The organism is Deltaproteobacteria bacterium, assembly GCA_016219225.1.
In the GTDB taxonomy this organism is placed as follows: Bacteria; Desulfobacterota; RBG-13-43-22; order RBG-13-43-22; family RBG-13-43-22; genus RBG-13-43-22.
Window position 1 is genome coordinate 1 of sequence record JACRBX010000014.1, and the last position, 21,770, is coordinate 21,770.

The window sequence follows — 21,770 nt, forward strand, 5'->3', positions numbered from 1 at the left end:
GATAGCCGTCTATGCCAGCGATTTCACCGTCCTGGGGGGGTCCATCGCCACCCAGCACGGACTGAAGTTCGTTAAATTAATGGAGATGGCCGCCCGCTGGAGGATCCCCATGGTCTGGCTTCTGGATTCCTCGGGGGGCCGGTTGGGCTATCAGGATGTCCCTTCGGCCGGCATCGACTGGTGGTTTGCCCTGGAATCCAGGTTTTCGGGAATGATCCCCCAAATCAACGTCCTCATGGGCCCCTGCATCGCCGGACAGGCCTATTGCCCGACCCTGTGCGATTTTCTCCTCATGAGCCGGGGCACGGCCCATCTCTGGCTCGGTGGTCCGCGGATGACCCAGGCCGCCACCTCTGAAAAGATCGGGGATGATGTCGGAGGGGCTGATTATCACATGATGTACAGCGGCACCTGCGATCTGGTGGGCGATAACGATCGCGCAACCCTCCAAAAGACCAGAGAACTCCTGGGTTTTCTTCCGGCCAACTGCTTTGAAAAACCGCCCCGGCGCGAGACTTCCGATCCACAGGACCGGGAAGTGGGAGAACTGATGGCTGTTGTCCCTGATCAATACGAAGAGACTTATGATATGCATAAGGTCATCAAGATCCTGGTAGATGACGGAGAGTACCTGGAGATCAAAAACGAGTATGCCAAAAATCTGATCACCTGTTTCTGCCGTTTCAACGGCCAGGTGGTCGGCCTGGTGGCCAACAATCCCGGTGAAGCGGGAAGCATCCTGGAGATCAATTCCTGTGATAAATACTACCGTTTTCTCCAGGTCCTGGATGCCTATAATATCCCCCTGATCAATCTGGTCGATACCCCGCCGCTGGTGCCCGGAGAAGACCAGGAGGCCCTGGGGCTCTTGAGACATTTTGGGAAAATACTCGATCTTTATGCAACGGCCACCATTCCCAAGATCAGCATCATACTCAGGGAATCCTATGGGGATGGCGGCGGAATACTCCTGGGGAGTGCCAAAGGTCTGGGAGGCGATCTCTGTTATGCCTGGCCTATTGCCCGATTGGCCGTGGAAGCCTCCACCCTGGATTATCGGCAGGTTTACGGCCGGGGGATCGAGGAAGACGCCTATGAAGGGTATCTGAACCGCTCCAGGGAGCGGATCGATATTTTCGAAGCGGCGCGCAGTTGGACGGCCCAGATGGTCGATGAAGTCATCGAACCCAAGGATACCCGAAAACGGATCATCGAGGCCCTGGATCTGATCAGGGACAAACAGGAAACCCTGCCCTGTCGGGCCAGGGGACAGGGAACAGGACCGACGTAAAAATTAACGACGAATGTCGAATATCGAAAAAGGGAATCATGAATTTCGAAGGAAAATACTAAGACCTTTGATATCGGGAATGACGAAAAAGGAGAAATCTATGGAAACCAAAACCATTATCACCTGCGCCCTGACAGGCGTCCTTACTGATCCGGCGGTGCATCACGTCCCGGTCACTCCGGAAGAGATGGCCGACCACACCCAACAGGCCTATGATGCCGGAGCCTCTATAGTCCATGTCCATTTTCGGAACCAGGGTCAGGGTCTGGGCCATTTGCCCACCTGGGATCTCAAAACCGTCGGCGATATCCTGGCGGCGATAAAGGCCCGGGTCCCGCAAATACTTATCTGCATGAGCACCGGGGTAATGGGACCGGATATCAGCGGTCCGGCCGCCTGTTTAGAAAAATTCAAACCGGAAATGGCCGCTTGTAACGCCGGCTCTTTGAATTATCTGAAACTTAAAAACGATGGCTCCTGGGCCTGGCCGCCATCCCTCTTTGATAACCCGGTGGACAAGGTCCAGCGATTCCTCGATGTCATGAAGGCCAATGGCGTCGTCCCCGAGTTTGAGTGCTTTGACAGCGGTATCGTCCGGAGTGTGGGTCTCTTCCAACGGAACAAAATGTTTGAAGGGCCGGCCCATATATCCCTGGTCATGGGTGTCGCCAGCGGCATGCCGGCCAAACCGCAGTGGCTTCCCCTGCTCAAGGAAGAAATGCCCCCGGGCGCCCATTGGCAGGTCATCGCCGTGGGCCGGAAGGAGGTCTGGGACCTCCACCGAAAATGTGTGGAATTAGGCGGAAATGTGCGCTCCGGTCTGGAAGACACCTTTTACCTCCAAAGCGGGGAAAAGGCCGCCAGCAACGGCGTTCTGGTGGAGGCCCTGGCCAGGATCATTCGGGAAGTGGGCAAAGAAATCGCCAATCCGGCCGAGGCCCGGGAGATATTGGGGCTGAGAAGCCAGTAAAATAGGAGGAAAATAGGGGTCAGGGGTCTGGGATCGGATCTGAGTTTAAGAATAAAGTTGCAAGAACAAAAATCTTGATCCTTGTACCTTGCCTATAGCCCATCGCCTCTTGTAGACGTATTTTCATGTTTGTTAGTGCCCTTGCGGGTCATGAGCTCATTCTATTCAGGTGAAATAAAAACAGGAGATTGATATGACAGAAACAGGAAGTTCCCATTTAATCGAAGTCCGGGCCCCCATGTCCGGGGTTTTTTACCGCCGGTCGGCCCCCGATCAACCCCCCTATATCGAAGAAGGAGCTCTGGTCAAGAAAAAACAGATATTGGGGCTATTGGAGACCATGAAGGTCTTTCAGAAGATTAAATCACCTTCGGACGGAAAGGTGGTCCAGATCATTGCAGCCAATGAAACGGCCTTGAAAGACAATGATTTGATATTGATCATCGAGAAGTCCTGAGCATAAGGAAAATCATGTTCTCCAAAATCCTCATCGCCAACCGTGGAGAGATTGCCCTCCGGATCATTCGGACCTGCAAGGAATTAGGGATAAAGACCGTGGCCGTCTATTCCGAGGCTGACAGCCGATCACTGCACCTCGAGCCGGCCGACGAACGGGTCTGTATCGGCCCCCCTCCGAGCGCCAAAAGTTATCTGGACATAAGGGGCCTCATCAAGGCAGCCAAGGAAACCGGGTCCGAGGCCGTACATCCCGGATACGGCTATTTAGCGGAAAGCGAGGCCTTTGCCGAGGCCTGCCAAAAGGAAGGGCTGATTTTTATCGGCCCCACCCCGCAAAATCTCCGGATGGCCGGGGAGAAAATCGCCTCCAAAAGGATCATGAAAGAGGCCGGCATACCGGTTATTCCCGGCAGCGAAAAAGGGGTGGCCACGCTTCAAGAGGCCATAGGCCTTGGGGAAGAAATCGGTTACCCTATAATGATCAAGGCTTCGGGCGGAGGCGGCGGGCGGGGGATCCGGATCTGTCCGGACCGGCAGACCCTTGAGGAAGATTTTTCCATTGCCCAGGCCGAGGCCCGGATGGCCTTCGGCAATGAAGAACTCTATGTCGAAAAATATTTGAGCCAGCCGAGACACGTTGAATTCCAGATCCTGGCCGACGGCAGGGGAAAGGTCATCCATCTGGGGGAACGGGAGTGCACTATTCAAAGGCGGTACCAGAAACTGATCGAGGAATCCCCCTCCCCGGTCCTCACCCCGGAACTGCGGCAGGCCATGGGCCGGATGGCCGTCCGGGCGGCCGAGGCCGTCCATTATGCTAATGCCGGAACCGTGGAATTTCTCCTCGACGAACAGGGCCAATTTTATTTTATGGAGATCAATGCCCGTATCCAGGTGGAACATCCGGTCACGGAATTGACTACCGGTGTTGATTTAATCCGGGAGCAGATCCAGTTGGCCAGTGGTGCCAAATTGTCCTTAAGCCAGGAGACTATTGAGCCCAGGGGATGGGCCATTGAATGCCGCATCAATGCCGAAGATCCGGAAAGGAATTTCCTGCCCTCTCCGGGCGTCATCGAAGTCTACCGTCCACCAGGTGGATTCGGGGTGAGACTGGACACCCATCTTTACCAGGGCTATGAACTGCCCATTTTTTATGATTCCCTGATCGCCAAGCTTATTGCCTACAATCGCACCAGGGAAGGGGCCATCCGTATCATGAAAAGGGCCCTGGAGGAATTCAGGATCGAACCGGTCAAGACGACTATCCCGCTCCACCTCCGGATCATGGATGATCCTCTTTTCAAAGCAGGCCGATTCAATACCCATTTTATTCAACACTTCCTCCCGCCTGATCCGGAGAAAGATGATGAGGAGGAGGATTAGCCATGGATTTCGAGTTTAGCGAAGAACAGAAGATGGTCAAGGAGCAGGTCGGCCGTTTCGTCGATAACCAGGTGATCCCCCTGGCAGCGGTGATCGATGAGGAAGAACGTTTCCCGGAAGAAAATTTCCGCGCCATGGCTGAAATGGGGCTTTTGGGCATGCCCCTGCCGGAGGAATACGGGGGAAGCGGGGCCGATTTTCTCTCCTGTGTTCTGGTTATGGAAGAATTGATGAGAGGGTGCGTCTCCACGGGCAATACTTATGGAGCCCACACGATCCTGTGCACCGAAAGTATTTACCGAAACGGCAATGAAGACCAGCGCCGGCGTTTTCTCCCTGATCTTGTTGCCGGGAAAAAGATCGGGGCCCTGGCCCTGACCGAACCGGGGGCCGGCTCGGACGCCCTGTCTTTACGTTGCCGGGCCGAAAAAAGGGGCGATCGGTATATTCTTAACGGCTCGAAGACCTTTATTACCAACGGACCGGTGGCCGATGTGGTCATCGTCTATGCCAAGACCAATCCGGAAGCCGCTCAGAACGGGATATCCGCTTTTATTGTCGAGCAAGGGTTCCCTGGGTTTTCCAGGGGAAAACCCATGAAGAAGCTGGGGGCCAGAGGTTCCCCCACCGGGGAGTTGTTCTTTGAGGACTGTGAGGTCCCGGTGGAAAATCTCCTGGGTGAGGAGAACAAAGGGATCAGGGTTTTGATGAGTGGTCTGGACCGGGAGAGGATCTTCTGGTCCATTGCCCCCATCGGCGTGGCCCAGGGGGCCTTTGATCTGGCCTTTCATTATGCCCAGGAAAGAATCCAGTTCGGACAGCCCATCATCCAGTTCCAGATGATGCAGGAGATCCTGGCCGACATCCGGACGGAAATCCAGGCCGGGAGGGTCCTTTCCTACTGGGCGGCCACCCTGGCCGATTCGGGGAAACGGGTCAGGCTGGAGGCCTCTTATGCCAAGCTCTTTTGTGCCGAGGCCGGGATCAGGGCCGTCAGCAAGGCCATGCAGGTATTCGGAGGCTACGGTTTTATAAGGGAATATCCTATCGAACGGATGTACCGGGACGTGAAGGGCATCGAGTTCGGAGCCGGGACGAACCAGATTCAGAGACTCATTATTATCGGCGAACTGATGAGAAAAGGAGGTATCAAGACCTAAACGATAAAACAGGAAATTGGGATGTAATCGTTTAAAAGGGAGGAATTAAGCAGCACCTCGCCTCTAATCCTATAACCAAAGGAGGAAGAGAGATGGAAGAAAGGATCTGGCATAAAGCCTATGACCCCCAGGTGCCACCCGGTATTGCTTATGAAAATTTCACCTTGAGCCAGGCTCTGGAGCGGAGCGCCCGAAATTATCCCGATCAGGTTGCCCTGCTGATGATGGGCAGGAAGATTTCTTACCGTGAATTGAACGCCCTGGTCAACCGCTTTGCCGCCGCCTTGCAGGATCTGGGGGTAAAAAAGGGAGACAAGGTAGCCATTCTGCTTCCCAACATTCCCCAGGGGTTCATCGCCTGCTACGCCGTCTTCCGTCTGGGCGCCGTAGTAGTCATGACCAACCCCCTGTACACCGAGCGGGAGTTGGAACACCAGCTCAACGACTCGGATTCCACTATGGCCATTTCCCTGGACCTGTTGGTCCCCAGGATCCTTAAATTGAAGGATAAGACCGGGATCAAAATGGTGATCGCCTGCCACATCCGGGATTATCTTCCTTTTCCAGCCAAACAACTTTTCCCTCTGATTAAAAAAAGTATGCACCGCAAAACCGGTTCCGGGGAAGGGGTCCATGATTTTCTGGATCTGATCCGGAAATACCCTCCTGGTCCCCGGGCAGGAGATGAAGCCCTCAAGGCCGAGGTTTCCTTTAATGACATAGCCGCCCTGCTCTATACTGGAGGGACAACCGGGGTTTCCAAAGGGGTTATGCTCACCCATGGGAACCTGAGTACTAATGTCCAGCAGCTTCGGGCCTGGACCTTTGATGCCAAAGAGGGCCAGGAAAGCCTTATGGGGATCTTCCCCATCTTTCACAGCGCCGGGTTTACGGCGGTCATGAATCATTGTATCTATCGGGGGATGACCATCATTCTGGTCCCCAAGCCCGAGCCTGACGGGGTCCTCAAAATGACCCGAAAGTATCGACCGGACTATTTCCCCTGCGTTCCCACCCTCTATGTGGGGCTCTTGAATCACCCGGAATTTCCCAAAACCGATTTTTCCTTTATCAAGGGTTGTGTCTCCGGTGCGGCCCCTCTGGCCCTGGACACCCTCAAGCAATGGAAAGAAGCCGTAGGGACCCAGATCATGGAGGTTTACGGACTCACTGAGACCTCTCCCCTGTCCCATGCCAATCCCTGGAGGGGAAAGGCCAAGGCCGGCAGTGTGGGGGTGCCTGTTTCGGATACGGACTGCCGGATCGTCGATGTGGTGGATGGTCTGAAAGAGATGAACACAGGTGAAGTGGGGGAAATCCTCCTGAATGGACCCCAACTCACCCAGGGGTATTACAAGAACCCGGAAGAGACAGCCAAGGCCATCCGGGATGGCTGGTTTTATACCGGTGATATCGGCTACATGGACGATGAAGGCTATCTCTTTATCGTCGACCGCAAAAAAGACATGATCATTGCCAGCGGGTTCAACATTTATCCCAGAGACATCGACGAAGTCCTTTTTGAACACCCTAAAATAAAAGAGGCCTGTGCCGTGGGGGTACCCGACCCTTACCGCGGTGAAACGGTTAAGGCCTTTGTGGTCCCCAAGGAAGGAGAAACCCTTACCCCGGAAGAGGTCATAGCCTTTTGCCGGGAAAAACTGGCCGCCTATAAGGTTCCCAAGATGGTGGAATTTATGGATGAACTCCCGAAAAGCACGGTCGGCAAGGTTCTGCGGAGAAAACTCCGGGAGATGGAGATGGAAAAGAATAAGGGGAAAAACTAAGGGGCTTAATTTGAAAATGCGAATATTTTCATCTTTTGTGATCCCATGGAGTATGAGGGTCTAAGAGGATTATCATGTCCGGAAGTTTTAATAAATACCTTGAAGTGGATTTGACCATCGGTGAGACTGCAATCAAAAGCTTCCCTCCTTCCTGGTTAAGATCCTATGTGGGAGGCGGCACCCTGGGTGCCCGTCTTTTTTTCGAAACCGCCGGGTTTGAGGCCGATCCCCTGTCTCCGGAAAATTCACTCCTCATCATGGCCGGCCCTCTGGTGGGAACGACCTTTCCGGGCAGCTCCCGCTTTGTCTTATGCGCCCGGTCGCCATTGACCGGCCTTTGGGGGGAATCCAGTTCCGGCGGGGCCTTCGGGGCGGATCTTAAAAAGGCCGGTCTGGACGGTATCCTGGTCAAAGGCCGGGCTGAAAAGCCGTCCTATATCTTGATCGAAGACGGCCGGGCGGCAATCCGGGAGGCCGGAGACCTCTGGGGGTTGGACACCTATGCCACGGTGGAGACCTTGCGCCGGCAGCACCCGGGGAAACAACCCATCAGGGTCCTGGCCATCGGACCTGCCGGAGAGCATTTAGTCAGGTATGCCTCGGTCTGTAATGACAAGGCCCATTACCTGGGCCGGACCGGCATGGGGGCGGTTATGGGCAGCAAAAGGATCAAGGCCATAGCCGTCAGGGGTACGGGAAAGGTTCCCATAGCCCGGCCAGAGGCTTATCAGGAATCCCGAAAGGCGGCCCTTCAAGCCATCAAAGATTCCATGATGGCCGATTCTTTTCACCAATTGGGCACGGCAGCAGCCATGGATCTGGGAATGATGACAGGAGATGTCCCTATAAAAAACTGGTCTGTCGGAGTCGACTATGAAATGGCCGATGCCCTTGGGGGGCCTGCCTTGGTGGAGAAGCTAATCAAAGGCCGGAAGGCCTGTTATGCCTGCCCCATCGGCTGCAAACCCGTGGTCGAGTTCCTGGATCCTCCCTATCCGGTATCTAAAGGCCCTGGGCCGGAATATGAGACCCTGGCCGCCTTCGGCACCCTGATCATGAACAACAACCTCTTGGCCGTAGTCCGGGCCAATGAATTGTGCAACCGTTTGGGGATCGATACCATCAGTTGCGGAGCTACCATGGCTTTTATCATGGAGGCCTTTGAAAGAGGCCTGCTGGCTGGGACCGATCTGGACGGGTTGGAGATTGCTTGGGGCAATATGGATGCGGTTCTGGATCTGATAGAAAAAATCGCCTTCAGAAAAGGTTTTGGAGACCGGGCCGCTGAGGGGAGCCGGGCCCTGGCCCGTGATTTAGGGCCGGAGACCGAGGATTTTGAGGTGACCATCAAGGGGCTGGAACTCCCCATGCACGACCCCCGGGGGTTTCATGGAATGGCCCTGGCTTATATGACATCTAACAGGGGGGCCTGCCACCTGCAACACTCGGTTCAGGCCGTTGAACAGGGGGTGGTCTCCTGGCCGGAAGCGGGGCTTAAAGAGGACTATACGGCCCAGGAAAGCCAGGGGAAGGCCGAGATGGTTTATTTATCCGAAAACCTGGGACAGATGGCCAACACGGTTTGTGTCTGCCACTTTGTCCACTGGACCATGGGCCTGACCAATCTTTTGAAGGGTTTTAATGCCGTGACCGGTTATGAATTCGATCTGAAGGAATTCATGGAAGTGGGCCAAAGGTCCTGGATTCTGAAACGGGCCTTGAATAACATCATGGGTCTGACCGGCAGGGAAGATCGATTACCTAAAAGGATCTTAAGGCCGTTATCAGAGGGTGGTGCTGAAGGAAGTATTCCCGATGAAAACTTAATGAAAATGGAATATTACCGGATCCGGGGGCTGGATGAGCAAGGATTCCCCCTCCCCCAAACCTTATCCGTCCTCGGGCTTTCCTTTGTAAACAACAACCTTTTTCGAAAAGGAGGGAAATAAGATCATGGCCAAACTGGATGTTTTCACCCAAGACTGGTGCCGGGCCTGGGAAGAGAAGGTCAGGGCCAGCCAGGATTTTGCCGTATTTAACAAGGGTTGGGAAGGGGATATCGGCTGTTTTATCATAAAAGACCCGGCAGCCGGTCTCCCGGAAGATCAATACCTCTACCTTGATTTCGAAGATGGGAAGGTCAACGCAATCTGTATGGTGGACAGGGAAAAGGCCGAGAAGGCTAAATTTATTATCTCCGGTGATTATATCCGCTGGAAGCAGGTGGCCCTGAAGGAGCTGGATGCAGTCAAGGCCATGATGCAGGGGAAGCTCAAATTGAAAGGTAACCTGCCCTATGTGGTCAAGTATGTGAAGGGGGTGCAGGAGTCCATCCGCTGTCTGACCGAACTGGAGTCCCGATTTCCGGATGATTAAAAGGTGAAAACATGACCTACGATGCCGATTTGAATTTTAATTATTTTGCTCCCACCAAGGTCCTTTTCGGAAAAGGGTCCCTATCCGACCTGCCTTATGAAGTGAAAAGATTAGGCCATAAAGCGGTCCTGGTGACTGATCCTGGAGTCGTTGCCACCGGAATGGTCGACCAGGTCAAAGACATTATGGGGTCTACTCTGTCCGGTATCTACGAGGATATTCCCCAGGACAGCGGCATGGAGGTGGTCGACCGGGGGGCCTCCCTGGCCTTGTCTTCCGGGGCTGATGTCATGGTCAGCCTGGGGGGAGGAAGCGTCATCGATACGGCTAAAGGGATGTGCATCATTATGACCGAAGGGGGAAGCCTCAGAGATTTTCAAGGCATGCAGATACTCACCCGACCCCAGACGCCCCATATCGTTATCCCCACCACGGCCGGCACAGGATCGGAAGTGACCTGTGCGGCGGTCGTCATGGACCGGCAGCAGGGACAAAAAATCCTTATCTATGAATATTTTAATACTCCTCGCGTGGCCATCCTGGACCCGAAAATGACTGAGGGACTGCCGCCGAATCTGACGGCTTCCACCGGGATGGATGCCATGACCCATGCCGTGGAAAGCTATTGCTCCCAACAACGAAACCCCATCTCCGATGGGGCTGCCCTTCACGCCATTCGGCTCATCACCCGCTATCTGCCCCTGGCGGTCAGTAATGGTTCTGATTTGATGGCCCGCGGCCAGATGCAGCTTGCCGCCTTGATGGCCGGCTGGGCCTTTTCCAATGCCCTGCTCGGACTGACCCACGCCATGGCCCATTCCCTGGGGGCGGTTTGCGGTTTACCCCATGGATTGGCCAACGGCATCCTCCTGCCTCATGTGATGCGGTTCAATCTGGAAGAGACCCCCGAACTTCTGGCGGATATTGCCGAGGCCATGGGCGTGGTCACTCAGGGAATGACGAAGCAGGAAGGCGGAGAAGCGGCCGTTTTTGAAATGGAGCATTTCTTGAAAAGGCTCGGGTTGCCTTTGAGCCTGAAAGATGTGGGCATCGAGGAAGGGGCTTTAAGGCCCTGTGCGGAGTTAGCCATGAGCGATGGTTCCATCATCTACAATCCGAAAATGATCCCGGACCCTGAGGAGGTGCTTCAGGTGTATTTGAAGGCTTTTTAGCGCGAAAAAAAGTTCGGAGTTCGGAGTTTGGATCTCAGAGTTCAGAGAAAACCATTTTCATAATTCATCGGCGCCCCCCTTAGGCATGAGGGTTTATTGCGAAAATCGAAGGTTGAATATAGAACATCGAATCTCGAATCATGACTGGATTTTTTCCTTTCCTTCGATATTCAGCATTCGTTATTACTACAGCGTATTTTTTTGCTAATGCGCCCCTTAACCGTCATTCCGGCATGCTTTAAGCTTGTCCCCGACGTTCTTAATCGGGGAGCGGAATTCAGGGACTTTGGTTTTCTCATTTTCTGGAAAAACCTGGATTCCCGATAAAGACATTCGGGAATGACGGTAAAAGTGGAATTGTGTAGGGGCGGGTTTAATACCCGCCCTTACGACGGCGGTATTTTCATAATTCCTGTCGCCTCATGGGGCCTGAGGATTTAACATGACAGATTCTTTTGAAATCCGTTTCGCCCCTGGGGCGGAAGAAATCGGGTTGGCGGTCATGCTCAAAGACCTGTTGACCCAGAATTTTGAACAGCACCCTCACAAGGTGCGGGACTTCCGTAAGCTTCGTCTGAGGATCGGGCTTGACGTTACCGATGCCGAAGTGGCTTTGACCCTGGATTTCCAGGGAGGAATTTTGACCATACACCCCGGGATTCAGTCCCGGCCCCAACTCCTTATCAAGTCCGAGGCCGATATGGTTATGGCCTTATCCAATGTGCGGATACGATGGGGACTGCCTTATTATTTTGACGGCCCTGGAAAGGAAGTCCTGGAGGCCATACGATCCAGGAGGATCAGGATCAAAGGGATGATCAGGCATTTCCCGGGACTGGTGTGTTTGTCGAGGATTATGTCGGTGCATTAAAGCCTTGCGGGTTACGAGTTACGGGTTGCGGGTTGCGGGTTGAGAATATAAATGTGTTCCTCTTGCTGCACCCACCCGGCAGGAATTTCGCCGTATGATTGATAAAACTTTGTCGATTTTGATTTACTAAGCGACTAGCAGAGGAGAACAACCATGGAAGAATTTGATGTGGTCGTTGTCGGTGCCGGAAACGGGGGATTGACTGCCTCGACCGCCCTGGCCCAAAAAGGCCTGAAGGTCCTTTTATTGGAGCGGCATAATATCCCGGGGGGATGTGCCACCAGCTTTTGCCGGGGACGCTTTGAGTTCGAAGTGGCCCTGCATCAGCTCAGCGGAGTGGGGACTCCGGAAAATCCCGGCCCTTTGAGGATGTTGCTCTCCCAGTTGGGGGTCCTGGAGGAGCTGGAATTGGTGGAAATCAAGGACCTCTATAATGTGATCGGTCCGGGGGATTTCAGGCTGGAACTTAAGCCCGACAGGCAACAGGTCATCGCCGCCTTGCAGGAAAAATTTCCCAGGGAAAAGGAGGGGATTGAAAAATTTTTTGACCTGTCCTATCAGTATGCCTTTCAGATGCTCGCGGCCTTTTATTTCAAGGACCCGGAGCCTTCCCGGGAAAAATTCCCGGTCCTTTACCAATACGCTTTTAAACCGGCCATAGAGGTTCTGGATGATCTTTTTACCGATCCCTTGTTGAAATGCGCCATTTCCCTGTACTGGGGTTTCTTGGGCCTGCCCCCGACCCGTTTGTCTTTTGCCTATCTGTCCATGCTTTTTTTCACCTATATCGAGCTCAAGCCTTTTCATATCAAAGGAGGCTCCCAGGCCCTCTCCAATGCCCTGGCCAACCGGTTCTTGTCCCAGGGCGGAACGATCCGCTTTAATTGCGGTGTCCAAAAGATCCTGGTTGAAAAGGGCCGGATCGAGGGAGTGGTTACCGAACACGGGGACCGGATCAATACCCGTCATGTGATTTCCAATTGCTCTCCGGTGACCACCTATACCCGGCTTATCGGCCCGGGAAATGTCCCGGAGCCGGTGTTTCAGGAGATGCGCGGCCGGACTCTCAGCCCTTCGGGTTTTGTCCTTTATATCGGATTCGACCGGGAACCGCAAGAACTGGGATTCACCGGGTCCATGACCTTCTTCCCGGGCCATACGGATATTACGGATAAAAATCTTATGGAGATGCAGGGATTGGATATGGAAAATCAATTTATGGCCATGAGCTGTTATGATGTATCCGACCCCGGATTTTCGCCGCCGGGAACCTGTCAGGCCAGTGTGGTGACCCTGAAATACGGCGAGCCCTGGCTCCGGATCCCTCCGACGCAATACCACCGGATGAAATTCCGTTGTGCCGAATCCATGCTGCGTCGGGTAGAAGCGGCCTTTCCGGGTGTGCGGGGCCATATCGAGGAAATCGAGGTGGCTTCCCCTTTGACCCACATGCGCTACCTGGGACATCCCAACGGGGCCATATACGGCTTTGAACAATACACCAAGGATTCCATGTTTTTTCAACCCGGACGGACTTCCCCCATTCAGGGCCTTTCCTTTGCCAGCGGATGGATCGGGGACTGCGGATTTCAACCCACCCTTCAGGCCGGGGCAACGGCCGCCAAGGCGATTATCCGGGAACTCGATGGGAAATAGGAGGGGATGATGCAAAAAGAATTGTTCAGGGAATTTGACGGTTATGACCGGATCGTGGAAGAAAGGGATTTCAGCCGGAAGTACGGTCTGGATTATTCGGCCCAGAAGGATCTGGCCGACCCCTATATCCAACGGCTCCATCCAAAACAGTTAGCGTTACGTGTTTCCGATATCATTTTCGAAACACCCTCGGTAAGGACTTTGAGATTCGTTTCCCCGGAAGGCTATCTTCCGCCTTTTCTGGCGGGGCAATATATCGCCCTGTTTCTGGAAATTGGCGGGGTTCGGACCAGCCGGCCCTACAGTATCTCTTCTGCGCCCAACCAGACCGGGTATTACGATCTGACCATCAGGCGCCTGGAAGGGGGCCTGGTTTCCAATTTTCTTTTAGACAGTGTCGGAAAGGAAGATATTCTTCAGAGTTCCGGTCCGGAGGGCCATTTTTACTACAATCCTTTATTCCACGACAAAACCATGGTCTGTCTGGCCGGGGGCAGCGGGATAACCCCTTTTATGAGCATGATTCGGGAGGCAGCGGAATGCGGCCTGGACCGGGAAATCTTTCTTTTCTACGGTAATAAAAATATTCGGGAGGCCATCTTTCACCATTCTCTTCTGGAAATCTCAGACCACTTCGATCATTTTCACTATCTTCCGGTTATTGAAGATCCCCCGGCAGGATACATCGGCGCCTCAGGTTTCATCACCGGCGAATTAATCCGGAAAATCATCCCGGATTTGGGGGATAAGACCTTCTATCTGTGCGGTCCCCAGGCCATGTATGACTTCTGCCTCCCTGAACTGGAAAGATTGGGGATTCCCGGAAGGAAGATACGCAAGGAAGTTTACGGCCCGCCGGTTGACATCACCCGGGCGCCGAACTGGCCCGGGCAGGTAAAGGCCGATAATCCGGTTCGTATTAAATTGGCGGCCGGCCGAACCGTGGAGGCCCGCTCCGGTGAGTCTCTGGCCGCTGCCCTGGAAAGGCAGGGGGTCCTTATTCCCACCCTTTGCCGCTCCGGGGAATGTAGCCAGTGCCGGGTGAAGGTCTTGTCGGGCAAGGTTTTTCAACCGGCGGGAGCTTCAGTGCGGAGGTCAGACAAGAGATTCGGCCATGTCCACGCCTGCGTCTCTTATCCGCTGGAGGATTTGGAGATTGTCATTTAGTTTGAAAATAAAGTTTCAAGATGCAAGAGGCAAGTTTCAAGTGTGAAATATCTCGTAATGGCTATGGGCAATAGGCTATGGGCTATGGGCGAAGAAAAACTATAAAATTGTTGGGTTACCTATTGCCTCTGGCCCATCGCATAGAGTCTCTCTTTATTGAATTTTTATAATCCGTGGTGCCCCCATGGAGCATAAGGGTTTAAAACGAAAATAGATTTTCACGTTGCAATTTTCTGCTTTGATCTTTATGGAAAGGAAAGAGTCTGAGATGAGCCAAGAGAAAACAAGCGAAGACGGTTTGGTCGCCTACCACCAGGAAGGTTACCTGGGAACCATTACCTTGAACAGGCCGGAAAAAAGAAATGCCATGAGCTGGGCTTTGTGGCTGGCCCTGGAAAAAGCCATTATGGAAGCCGAAGAAGACCTGGAGGCCCGGGTGATTATCCTCCGGGGCGAGGGCAAGTCCTTTTGCTCGGGGCTGGACCTGGGGCCGGAGAATGAACTCCTTCAGGCCATCGGGGCAACCCCCGGTGCCCGACAGAAGATGGATTTTTATCGGCTGGTCAGGAGGGGGCAGGATATCTTCACCCGCCTCGAGCATCTGACTAAACCCACCATCGCCATGATCCATGGTCATTGTCTGGGGGCAGGGCTGGAAATGGTCCTTTGTTGTGATATGCGGTTTTGTTCGGCAGAGACCCTATTCGGCCTTCCTGAGCCCAGACTGGCCATCATCACCGATGCCGGCGGCTTGCAGAGGCTCCCTCAGGTGGTGGGGCGGGGCCATGCCCGGGAGATCGCCTTCCGGGGCCACCGCTTTGATGCCGGCCGGGCCAGGGCCATCAACCTGGTTAATGAGGTCTTCCCGGATACAGAGACCCTCGATACCAGGGTCAAAGAGATGGCCGGAGAAATTGCCTCCAATCCGCCCCTGGCGGTGCAGGGGATCAAAGAAGTCCTGGTGTTTAATGAGGGTTCTGACGTAAAACACTCCCTGCATTTCACCGCTGCCAGGTCCAGTATGATTTTACCCTCAGAAGACCTTCAGGAAGCCATCGCCTCTTATTTAGAGAAAAGGAAGGGAGAATTTAAGGGGGCTTGATTCGATTTTGTGCCTTTCTTCCGGAAAGGTACAAAAATTAAGGCAATCCTGTAAATCCTGTCCAAGAAAATTTTTGAATCTCAAAATGGAGGAGCACCGGCAGGGCCTTTTCAGGCTCTGCCGGTGGTATGGAGGGTTAAGCAGGGAGTTGTTTCCGAAATTTTTTCCGACCATATCCGGCCATGCCGATTAAACCGCTGCCCAGAAGGAGCAAAGTGGTCGGTTCAGGGACTGGATTCGATGGAAGGTTTGGCTCACTCAGACCCGTGCCGTACTGAAAGGACACATTCGAAATCTGGTTCAGGGAGGTTCCCTGCAGGTTGCTTAATAAGAAGACCACGGAATTTTTGATCAGGGCATTGCTCCCGGTGACGGCGGCATTCCCGGTTGACGGGTTGTCCGCCCCTGAGGTAATGCCATATTGAACCCCGTCTACAGCCGATGGATCTTGAAGATTCGACCCAGGAAAATTCGCCCCGCCGAAGATCCCCAAGCCGGAACTGGAGATGCCTTGGGTTGCTCCATTGGGGGCACCGGAAGCGATATTAGTATAAGCCCACTCGCCGCCGACCACTCCCCCTGGGTCGGACCCGCCGAACAATACCGAACTTCCCGAGGCCAGGGTCGCCGAACCCGGTGTCAATGAGGGATTCCCCGTAATATTGAAAAACAAGGCGGTTAATACGTCGGAAGGGGCCATTACGTCGGCTCCGGTATTGGTCAGGGTCACCTGGAGAAAGGTGCCAACGATATCGAAGGTCGCACTGGCGCTGATAGCCTGACCCGTAATAGGGTTTGTCCCTGAACCGCTAAAGGTTATCGGGGTGGCTCCTACCTGGGCTGTCATGGTGAATAGTGCTATGACAGCGACTATTCCCATAATAGTAAAGATTTTTTTTCTCATGGTCGTCCCTCCTTGGGTGAATATCCTGTTGTGAATCATTTTTATGGATTTAATATTTGAAAGAAAAATCCGGTTAATTCTCTGTTAAGCAATTGATATGCCAAACCGATATATATTTATAACTTATTGATATCTATATTATTATTAATTGGAGGCCCGGGACGGGAACTAAGAATAAATTTTTTTTAGGACCTTTAGGGACAATTCCTGAACCGAAAGGGAAAAGAACAAAATGGGGGGAATCAAGAGAGATGAAGATAGGCGCTTAGTCAATCAATATCGACAAGGTTTTGTCGATCATGTGGCAAAATTCCTGTAGGGTGGGTGCAGCGAAGCGTAACCCACCAATAGTCAATAAAAGTAGACCTAAAGACCATATTAGTCGGTGGGTTCCGTTATCACTCCACCCACCCTACATTTTGCTTTTTGAAAAAACGGCGATAACCTCTCCGTCATTCCGGTGAAAACCGGAATCCAGGTATTATGCTGGGACGAAAAGAACCTGGATTCCGGTTTTCACCGGAATGACGTGTGTGCAAATCAGGATTTTCAATCAAAAGTTTCAAGTTTTTCAAGGGCTAAATTGTTACGAGGAATGAGGTTATCTTTCTGATTCTAAATCCTTTTTTGCCGGAATCCTGGATTCGCAAGGGACCCCGGTTTGGCACAAACCGCAGCCATAGCCGTCAAAGGCGTAATGGGTTTTGACATAATCGGCGGTATAGTTCCTTAGATGGTCAAGGCACTTGAGTTTGTCATGCCCGGTTTCGCTCAAGGCCCCTACCGGACATCGGGGAATGCACTTTCCGCAAATCCCCTGGGAGAAAAAAAGGCAATAAGCCCGGTGATCGGTATATGAACGGGGGGTCGGAGGGATTTGGACAGCGGCCACCACCGAGCCGGTGCGCATGGCTTTGCCCCGGGGGGTAATCAGTCCGTCACAAAGGCCGAAGGTCCCCAGACCGGCGGCATAGGCGGCGTGCCGTTCCGACCAGTTGGAGGCAAAGGTATATTTCTCCGACTGTTTGAATTCCCAAAGGGGGGACAATAAAGGGGCCATGGCCTGTATCCCTTTTTCCTGCAAAGCGTTTACTACGCTCTGACGCAATTTTTTATTGACTTCTTCGCCGTAAATGCGGGCCCTGGCCCAGCGCTCGGATGGATAGGTCTTCTCTTTTCGATTATCGGCCTTGGTCGCTTTGGTCTGGGGCAGGATCCAACTGATGACCGTCAGGTCCTGGGGCTTGGTTGGCGAATCGGGGAAGGTTAAGGCAAATATTTCCAGAGGGGTCCAGTGATAAGGGCCGACCAGTTCCTTATAACTTTCGTAGAGGGGATCATCACCCCTGGAAAAGCCAACCAAAGGATTTTCAAAGGCCTTTTCTTGCGCGGCATTTTGAAGGGTGTTTTCCGGGGATCGTTCGATAAAATCTTCGATGAGGGAGACTATCCAGGGGGCCAGGTCATCTGATTTTTTTTCGGACATGGTAATCCTTTCCATCTTTGACAGACATGTAAAAAGGCATTTATGATGCTCTCGTAAAAACTCGTCATTCCCGCGCAGGCGGGAATCCAGGCCACACATAACCAGTTAAAAACACTGGATTCCCGTTTTCACGGGAATGACGAAAATGGACGTTCGGCGACTTTTTACGAATCCATCATTTATACCTTCTTCTTTTAAATAAGAAGAAGATTCCCTCCTCAGCGAATTCCAAGCAACTTATGTATCTGCAAACCGAGACGCCATTGAGGGTGTTCGAGACAATACCGCACGGCCAGCCGGGTATTTTGTTTAATAGCCGGACCGTCTTTGGGCTGTAAAAAAAAAACCTTAAAATTCAAAGATTCAAAATCCTCCGGATCGATTCCTTCTTGTGGAAAAACCAGTTTCAGCTCATCCCCGGATCTAAGTTTGCATTCCGCCCCGGCTTTGGGACTGACGCAGATCCAGTCTATACCAGCCGGCGGCAGGAGGGTGCCATTGGTCTCAATGGCCACCTCGAAGCCGAGGGTGTGAAAAGCGGAGACCAGGGCCTCGTCCATTTGAAGCAAAGGTTCCCCTCCGGTGCAGACTACCAGGGGGCTTATCCGCTTTGAAGCCATGGCGGGGAACTTATCTCTTACGGCTTGAGCCAAATCCATGGGATTTTGAAATATTCCGCCCCCAGGTCCATTAGTTCCTATAAAATCCGTATCGCAAAATTGACAGATCGCCTTATCCCGATCTTCTTCCCTGCCGGACCAAAGGTTGCAGCCGGTAAAACGGCAAAACACCGCTGCCCGGCCGGTTTGGGCTCCTTCGCCCTGGAGAGAGTAAAAAATTTCTTTTATGGTATAAGGCATAAAATTTTTGTCTAAAAGAAATGGATTATTCCCATTTATGTCCGCTGATATTTGCCCGGATCCTCAATTCCCGCTTCGGCAAACCCTTTAAGTCTCAGCAGGCAGGCATCACATTTACCGCAGGCCATTCCTTCCGGGGAAGGATCATAACAAGTGCTGGTTAAACTGAAATCCACACCCAATTCCAGCCCTTTTTTAATGATCTGGGCCTTATTTAACTTAATAAGAGGAGTATGGATTTTAAATCCCCGGCCTTCGACTCCGGCTTTGGTACCCAGATTGGCCATTTGCTCAAAGGCCTCGATAAACTCCGGCCGGCAATCGGGATAGCCGCTGTAATCCAGGGCATTGACACCGATAAAAATATCACGGGCCCCCAGAACTTCGGCCCAGGCCAGGGCCAGGGCCAGAAAGATGGTATTGCGGGCCGGGACATAGGTAATCGGGATATCGGTTGAGATCTCTTCCAGACCGCGATCTTTGGGTATTTCAATCTCAGCCGTTAAGGCAGAACCGCCAAATTGATCCAGGCCCACATCAAAGATTTTATGTTCGACAACATTCAGGTGATTGGCGATCCGCCTGGCGGCTTCGATTTCTGTCTGATGACGCTGGCCGTATCGAAAGGTCAACGCATAAAGGGCATAGTTCTGACTCTTGGCCACGGCCAGGGTGGTGGAGGAATCCAGCCCCCCGCTAAGCAGAATGACCGCCTTAGATTTCTGATGGTCCATAATTGATGGTCTCGTAATAACTCGTCATTCCCGCGCAGGCGGGAATCCAGGCTATATGTAACTAATTTAAAACACGGGATTCCCGTTTTCACGGGAATGACGTAATCGGCGCTTTTAGACTTTTTGCGAACGCAACAAAATTAAATTTTAAAAATTTCCTGATTCGTAGTTTACTGATTTCGGCCTAAAAATGCAAGGCCGCTTTGCCTGAGAATTTGAAATATCTTTTTTGTTTCTTCCTTTTCTCCTTGACCCCTTTTAGGGCTTATTTTATATTCTTTGCATCCAAATAGAATCCTAATGGAGGGGATTTTGAAATATATCGTGAAAAGATCCGATCTTAAGGGAACCACCCGGATTCCCGGCAACAAGTCGGCAACCGCCCGGGCCATCGTAATCGGTGGTCTGGCCGAAGGGGAATCAAGGGTGCGCAATCCCTTGCCCGGAATCGACAGCTTTTCCATAGTGCATATGATGCAGGCCCTGGGCGCCAAAATTGACACCAGCCGACGAGAGGAATGGGTCTTCGAAGGCGTGGCCAATCGGCCCCAGGTGCCCGGTTGCGTCCTTGATGCCGGAAATTCGGGCACCGGATATTACATGATCACCGCCGTCAGCGCTCTGATTGACGGGTACTCCGTTGTCTCCGGAGACCACCAGATCTGCTATCGGCCGGCTCAGCCTCTTATCGACGCCCTCAACGACCTGGGCGCCAAGGTTTTTTCCACGCGCAATTCCGGCACCGCGCCCCTGGTCGTCCGGGGACCCCTCCAGGGCGGCCGGACGAGCCTTCCGGGGATCAATTCTCAATGGCTGACCCCGCTTCTGATCGCCGGCCCCCTTACCCCCAAGGGGATCACGGTCTTAGAAAAGGACCTGGTAGAGCGTCCTTATGTGAATATGACCATGGCCTGGATGAAAAAGGCCGGTGTAACCGTCACCCATAAGGACTACGAGGAGTTCGTGATCCCGGGCGATCAGCGGTATAGAAGCTTTCTCGCCGACATTCCTGCGGACTGGGGCAGTTCCGGGTACCCTATGATTGCCGCTGCAATAACTGACTCCAAAGTAGTTTTCGAGGGCCTGGACCCTGATGATTTTGCGGGTGAAAAGGCCTTTCCTCATATCCTGAAGGACATGGGTGCCAAGGTAACCTTCAGCGACAATGGCAGCACGGTTTCCGTAGAAGGCGGCAGCGAGTTGCACGGCATAGAGATCGATTGCTCGGGCACCCCGGACGCGGTGCCCATTCTGGCTGTGTTGGGCTGCAGGGCAAAGGGACAAACGGTCCTCAAGAACATCGGAGCAAGCCGCTTCAAGGAAACCGACCGTACCCGGTCCATCAAAGAAGAGCTTACTAAAATGGGGGGTTGCTTCGAAGAGACGACCGACAGCCTGACCATTTACCATTCAGAACTGAGAGGGGCTGCCATTGACGGCCGTCACGATCATCGGATCGTCATGGCCTCGGCCATTGCCGGAATGATCGCCGATGGCCGGACCATCATCGAGGGCGCTGAATGGGTAGGGGTTTCCTTCCCCAACTTCTATGAGATCTGTACTTCTCTTGGGGCTGATATGGAGAAAGTGGAGGGCATTTAATATACAGCGACAGTTTTCCCGTCATTCCCGAATGTCTTTATCGGGAATCCAGTTTTTTAAGAAAATGAGAAAACCGAAGTCCCTGGATTCCGCTCCCCGATTAAGAACGTCGGGGACAAGCTTAAAGCCTGCCGGAATGACGGTTAAGAGGACGCATTAGAAAAAAATCGCTGTAGTATTAAGGCTCAGCTTTTTCATAAGCCGATCTGATCGGCTACTTCCCGCAGGCCCATAATCACGTCATGGATGAGTTCGTCCAAATCCTTCCCAAGCATCTGGGCCCCTTTTTCAATGACCTCCCGATTAACTCCGGCGGCAAAATTTTTCTGTTTCCATTTTTTTTTGACCGACTTCACCTCGATATCCAGGACACTTTTCGAAGGCCGAACCAGGGTGGCGGCCGCCACCAGACCGGTTAATTCATCGATGGTATAAAGAAATTTTTCCAAATCCGTTTTGGGTTCCACCTCATTACATAAGCCCCAGCCATGAGAAATGGCCGCCCGGATAGTTTCTTCCGGCCAGCCCTGTTCTTCCAGGATGGATTTGGTTCGGTGGCAATGGGCCTCAGGAAATTTTTCATAATCCAGGTCATGGATCAGGCCGATAATCCCCCATTGCCCTTCATCACCACCGTGTTTACGGGCCAGGTAGCGCATGACCGCCTCGACGGCCAGGGCGTGGTGGATCAAAGCTTCGTTTTGGTTGTATTGCCGGAGGAGGGTTAATGCCTCTTCACGACTCGGTGGGAGACTGGTCATCCTCTTCATCCTTTTGAACTTCCGGG

Annotated in this window: 19 protein-coding genes; 14 read left to right on the forward strand and 5 right to left on the reverse strand. The window is 52.9% G+C overall.

Going from position 1 to position 21,770, the window contains the following annotated elements:
- The 13 genes from HY879_01010 to HY879_01070 all read left to right on the forward strand — a co-directional run.
- Positions 1-1,291 (forward strand): propionyl-CoA carboxylase (locus HY879_01010; protein ID MBI5601912.1); only part of this gene is annotated, 1,291 nt, incomplete at its 5' end.
- 100 nt (positions 1,292-1,391) lie between these two features.
- Positions 1,392-2,261 carry a 3-keto-5-aminohexanoate cleavage protein gene (locus HY879_01015; protein ID MBI5601913.1) on the forward strand — a complete coding sequence of 290 codons (870 nt, stop codon included), beginning with the start codon at positions 1,392-1,394 and terminating at the stop codon, positions 2,259-2,261.
- Between the two features lie 193 nt (positions 2,262-2,454).
- On the forward strand, positions 2,455-2,718 hold the full coding sequence (locus HY879_01020) for an acetyl-CoA carboxylase biotin carboxyl carrier protein subunit (protein MBI5601914.1): 264 nt from the start codon (positions 2,455-2,457) through the stop codon (positions 2,716-2,718).
- A gap of 14 nt (positions 2,719-2,732) precedes the next feature.
- On the forward strand, positions 2,733-4,106 hold the full coding sequence (gene accC, locus HY879_01025; GenBank protein ID MBI5601915.1) for an acetyl-CoA carboxylase biotin carboxylase subunit: 1,374 nt from the start codon (positions 2,733-2,735) through the stop codon (positions 4,104-4,106).
- Positions 4,107-4,108: 2 nt separating this feature from the next.
- Positions 4,109-5,266, forward strand: a complete 1,158-nt coding sequence (locus HY879_01030) for an acyl-CoA dehydrogenase family protein (GenBank protein MBI5601916.1) — start codon at positions 4,109-4,111, stop codon at positions 5,264-5,266.
- Between the two features lie 92 nt (positions 5,267-5,358).
- The gene (locus HY879_01035) at positions 5,359-7,053 is read left to right on the forward strand and encodes a long-chain fatty acid--CoA ligase (protein ID MBI5601917.1); all 1,695 of its coding nucleotides are present in this window, start codon (positions 5,359-5,361) and stop codon (positions 7,051-7,053) included.
- A 74-nt stretch (positions 7,054-7,127) separates the two neighbouring features.
- Entirely contained in the window at positions 7,128-9,002 is a 1,875-nt protein-coding gene (locus tag HY879_01040) for an aldehyde ferredoxin oxidoreductase family protein (GenBank protein MBI5601918.1), read from the forward strand.
- Positions 9,003-9,006: 4 nt separating this feature from the next.
- On the forward strand, positions 9,007-9,429 hold the full coding sequence (locus tag HY879_01045) for an SCP2 sterol-binding domain-containing protein (protein ID MBI5601919.1): 423 nt from the start codon (positions 9,007-9,009) through the stop codon (positions 9,427-9,429).
- Between the two features lie 11 nt (positions 9,430-9,440).
- Positions 9,441-10,601: an iron-containing alcohol dehydrogenase gene (locus HY879_01050; protein ID MBI5601920.1), complete on the forward strand. Its 1,161-nt coding sequence runs from the start codon at positions 9,441-9,443 to the stop codon at positions 10,599-10,601.
- Between the two features lie 442 nt (positions 10,602-11,043).
- Entirely contained in the window at positions 11,044-11,472 is a 429-nt protein-coding gene (locus HY879_01055) for a hypothetical protein (protein MBI5601921.1), read from the forward strand.
- Positions 11,473-11,625: 153 nt separating this feature from the next.
- Positions 11,626-13,128, forward strand: coding sequence for an NAD(P)/FAD-dependent oxidoreductase (locus HY879_01060; GenBank protein MBI5601922.1), 1,503 nt, complete (start codon positions 11,626-11,628; stop codon positions 13,126-13,128).
- Between the two features lie 6 nt (positions 13,129-13,134).
- Complete coding sequence (locus HY879_01065; protein ID MBI5601923.1) at positions 13,135-14,295, forward strand: 2Fe-2S iron-sulfur cluster binding domain-containing protein; 1,161 nt, start codon at positions 13,135-13,137, stop codon at positions 14,293-14,295.
- A 268-nt stretch (positions 14,296-14,563) separates the two neighbouring features.
- Positions 14,564-15,397 carry an enoyl-CoA hydratase/isomerase family protein gene (locus tag HY879_01070; protein MBI5601924.1) on the forward strand — a complete coding sequence of 278 codons (834 nt, stop codon included), beginning with the start codon at positions 14,564-14,566 and terminating at the stop codon, positions 15,395-15,397.
- A 136-nt stretch (positions 15,398-15,533) separates the two neighbouring features.
- Here HY879_01070 and HY879_01075 read toward each other — a convergent pair whose 3' ends face one another.
- From HY879_01075 to queC, 4 genes are all read right to left on the reverse strand, one after another.
- Positions 15,534-16,301, reverse strand: coding sequence for a PEP-CTERM sorting domain-containing protein (locus tag HY879_01075; protein MBI5601925.1), 768 nt, complete (start codon positions 16,299-16,301; stop codon positions 15,534-15,536).
- 601 nt (positions 16,302-16,902) lie between these two features.
- Positions 16,903-17,787 carry an epoxyqueuosine reductase gene (locus tag HY879_01080; GenBank protein ID MBI5601926.1) on the reverse strand — a complete coding sequence of 295 codons (885 nt, stop codon included), beginning with the start codon at positions 17,785-17,787 and terminating at the stop codon, positions 16,903-16,905.
- 218 nt (positions 17,788-18,005) lie between these two features.
- Positions 18,006-18,647 (reverse strand): 7-carboxy-7-deazaguanine synthase, encoded by a 642-nt coding sequence (gene queE, locus HY879_01085; GenBank protein ID MBI5601927.1) that lies wholly within the window; start codon positions 18,645-18,647, stop codon positions 18,006-18,008.
- Between the two features lie 35 nt (positions 18,648-18,682).
- Positions 18,683-19,381 (reverse strand): 7-cyano-7-deazaguanine synthase QueC, encoded by a 699-nt coding sequence (queC, locus tag HY879_01090; protein MBI5601928.1) that lies wholly within the window; start codon positions 19,379-19,381, stop codon positions 18,683-18,685.
- Positions 19,382-19,693: 312 nt separating this feature from the next.
- Between queC and aroA the strand changes: the two genes are divergently transcribed.
- Positions 19,694-20,983 carry a 3-phosphoshikimate 1-carboxyvinyltransferase gene (aroA, locus tag HY879_01095; protein MBI5601929.1) on the forward strand — a complete coding sequence of 430 codons (1,290 nt, stop codon included), beginning with the start codon at positions 19,694-19,696 and terminating at the stop codon, positions 20,981-20,983.
- A gap of 194 nt (positions 20,984-21,177) precedes the next feature.
- On the opposite strand, the gene HY879_01100 is transcribed toward aroA, so the two are convergent.
- Positions 21,178-21,744, reverse strand: coding sequence for a hydrolase (locus HY879_01100; protein ID MBI5601930.1), 567 nt, complete (start codon positions 21,742-21,744; stop codon positions 21,178-21,180).
- Positions 21,745-21,770: the final 26 nt, after the last annotated feature.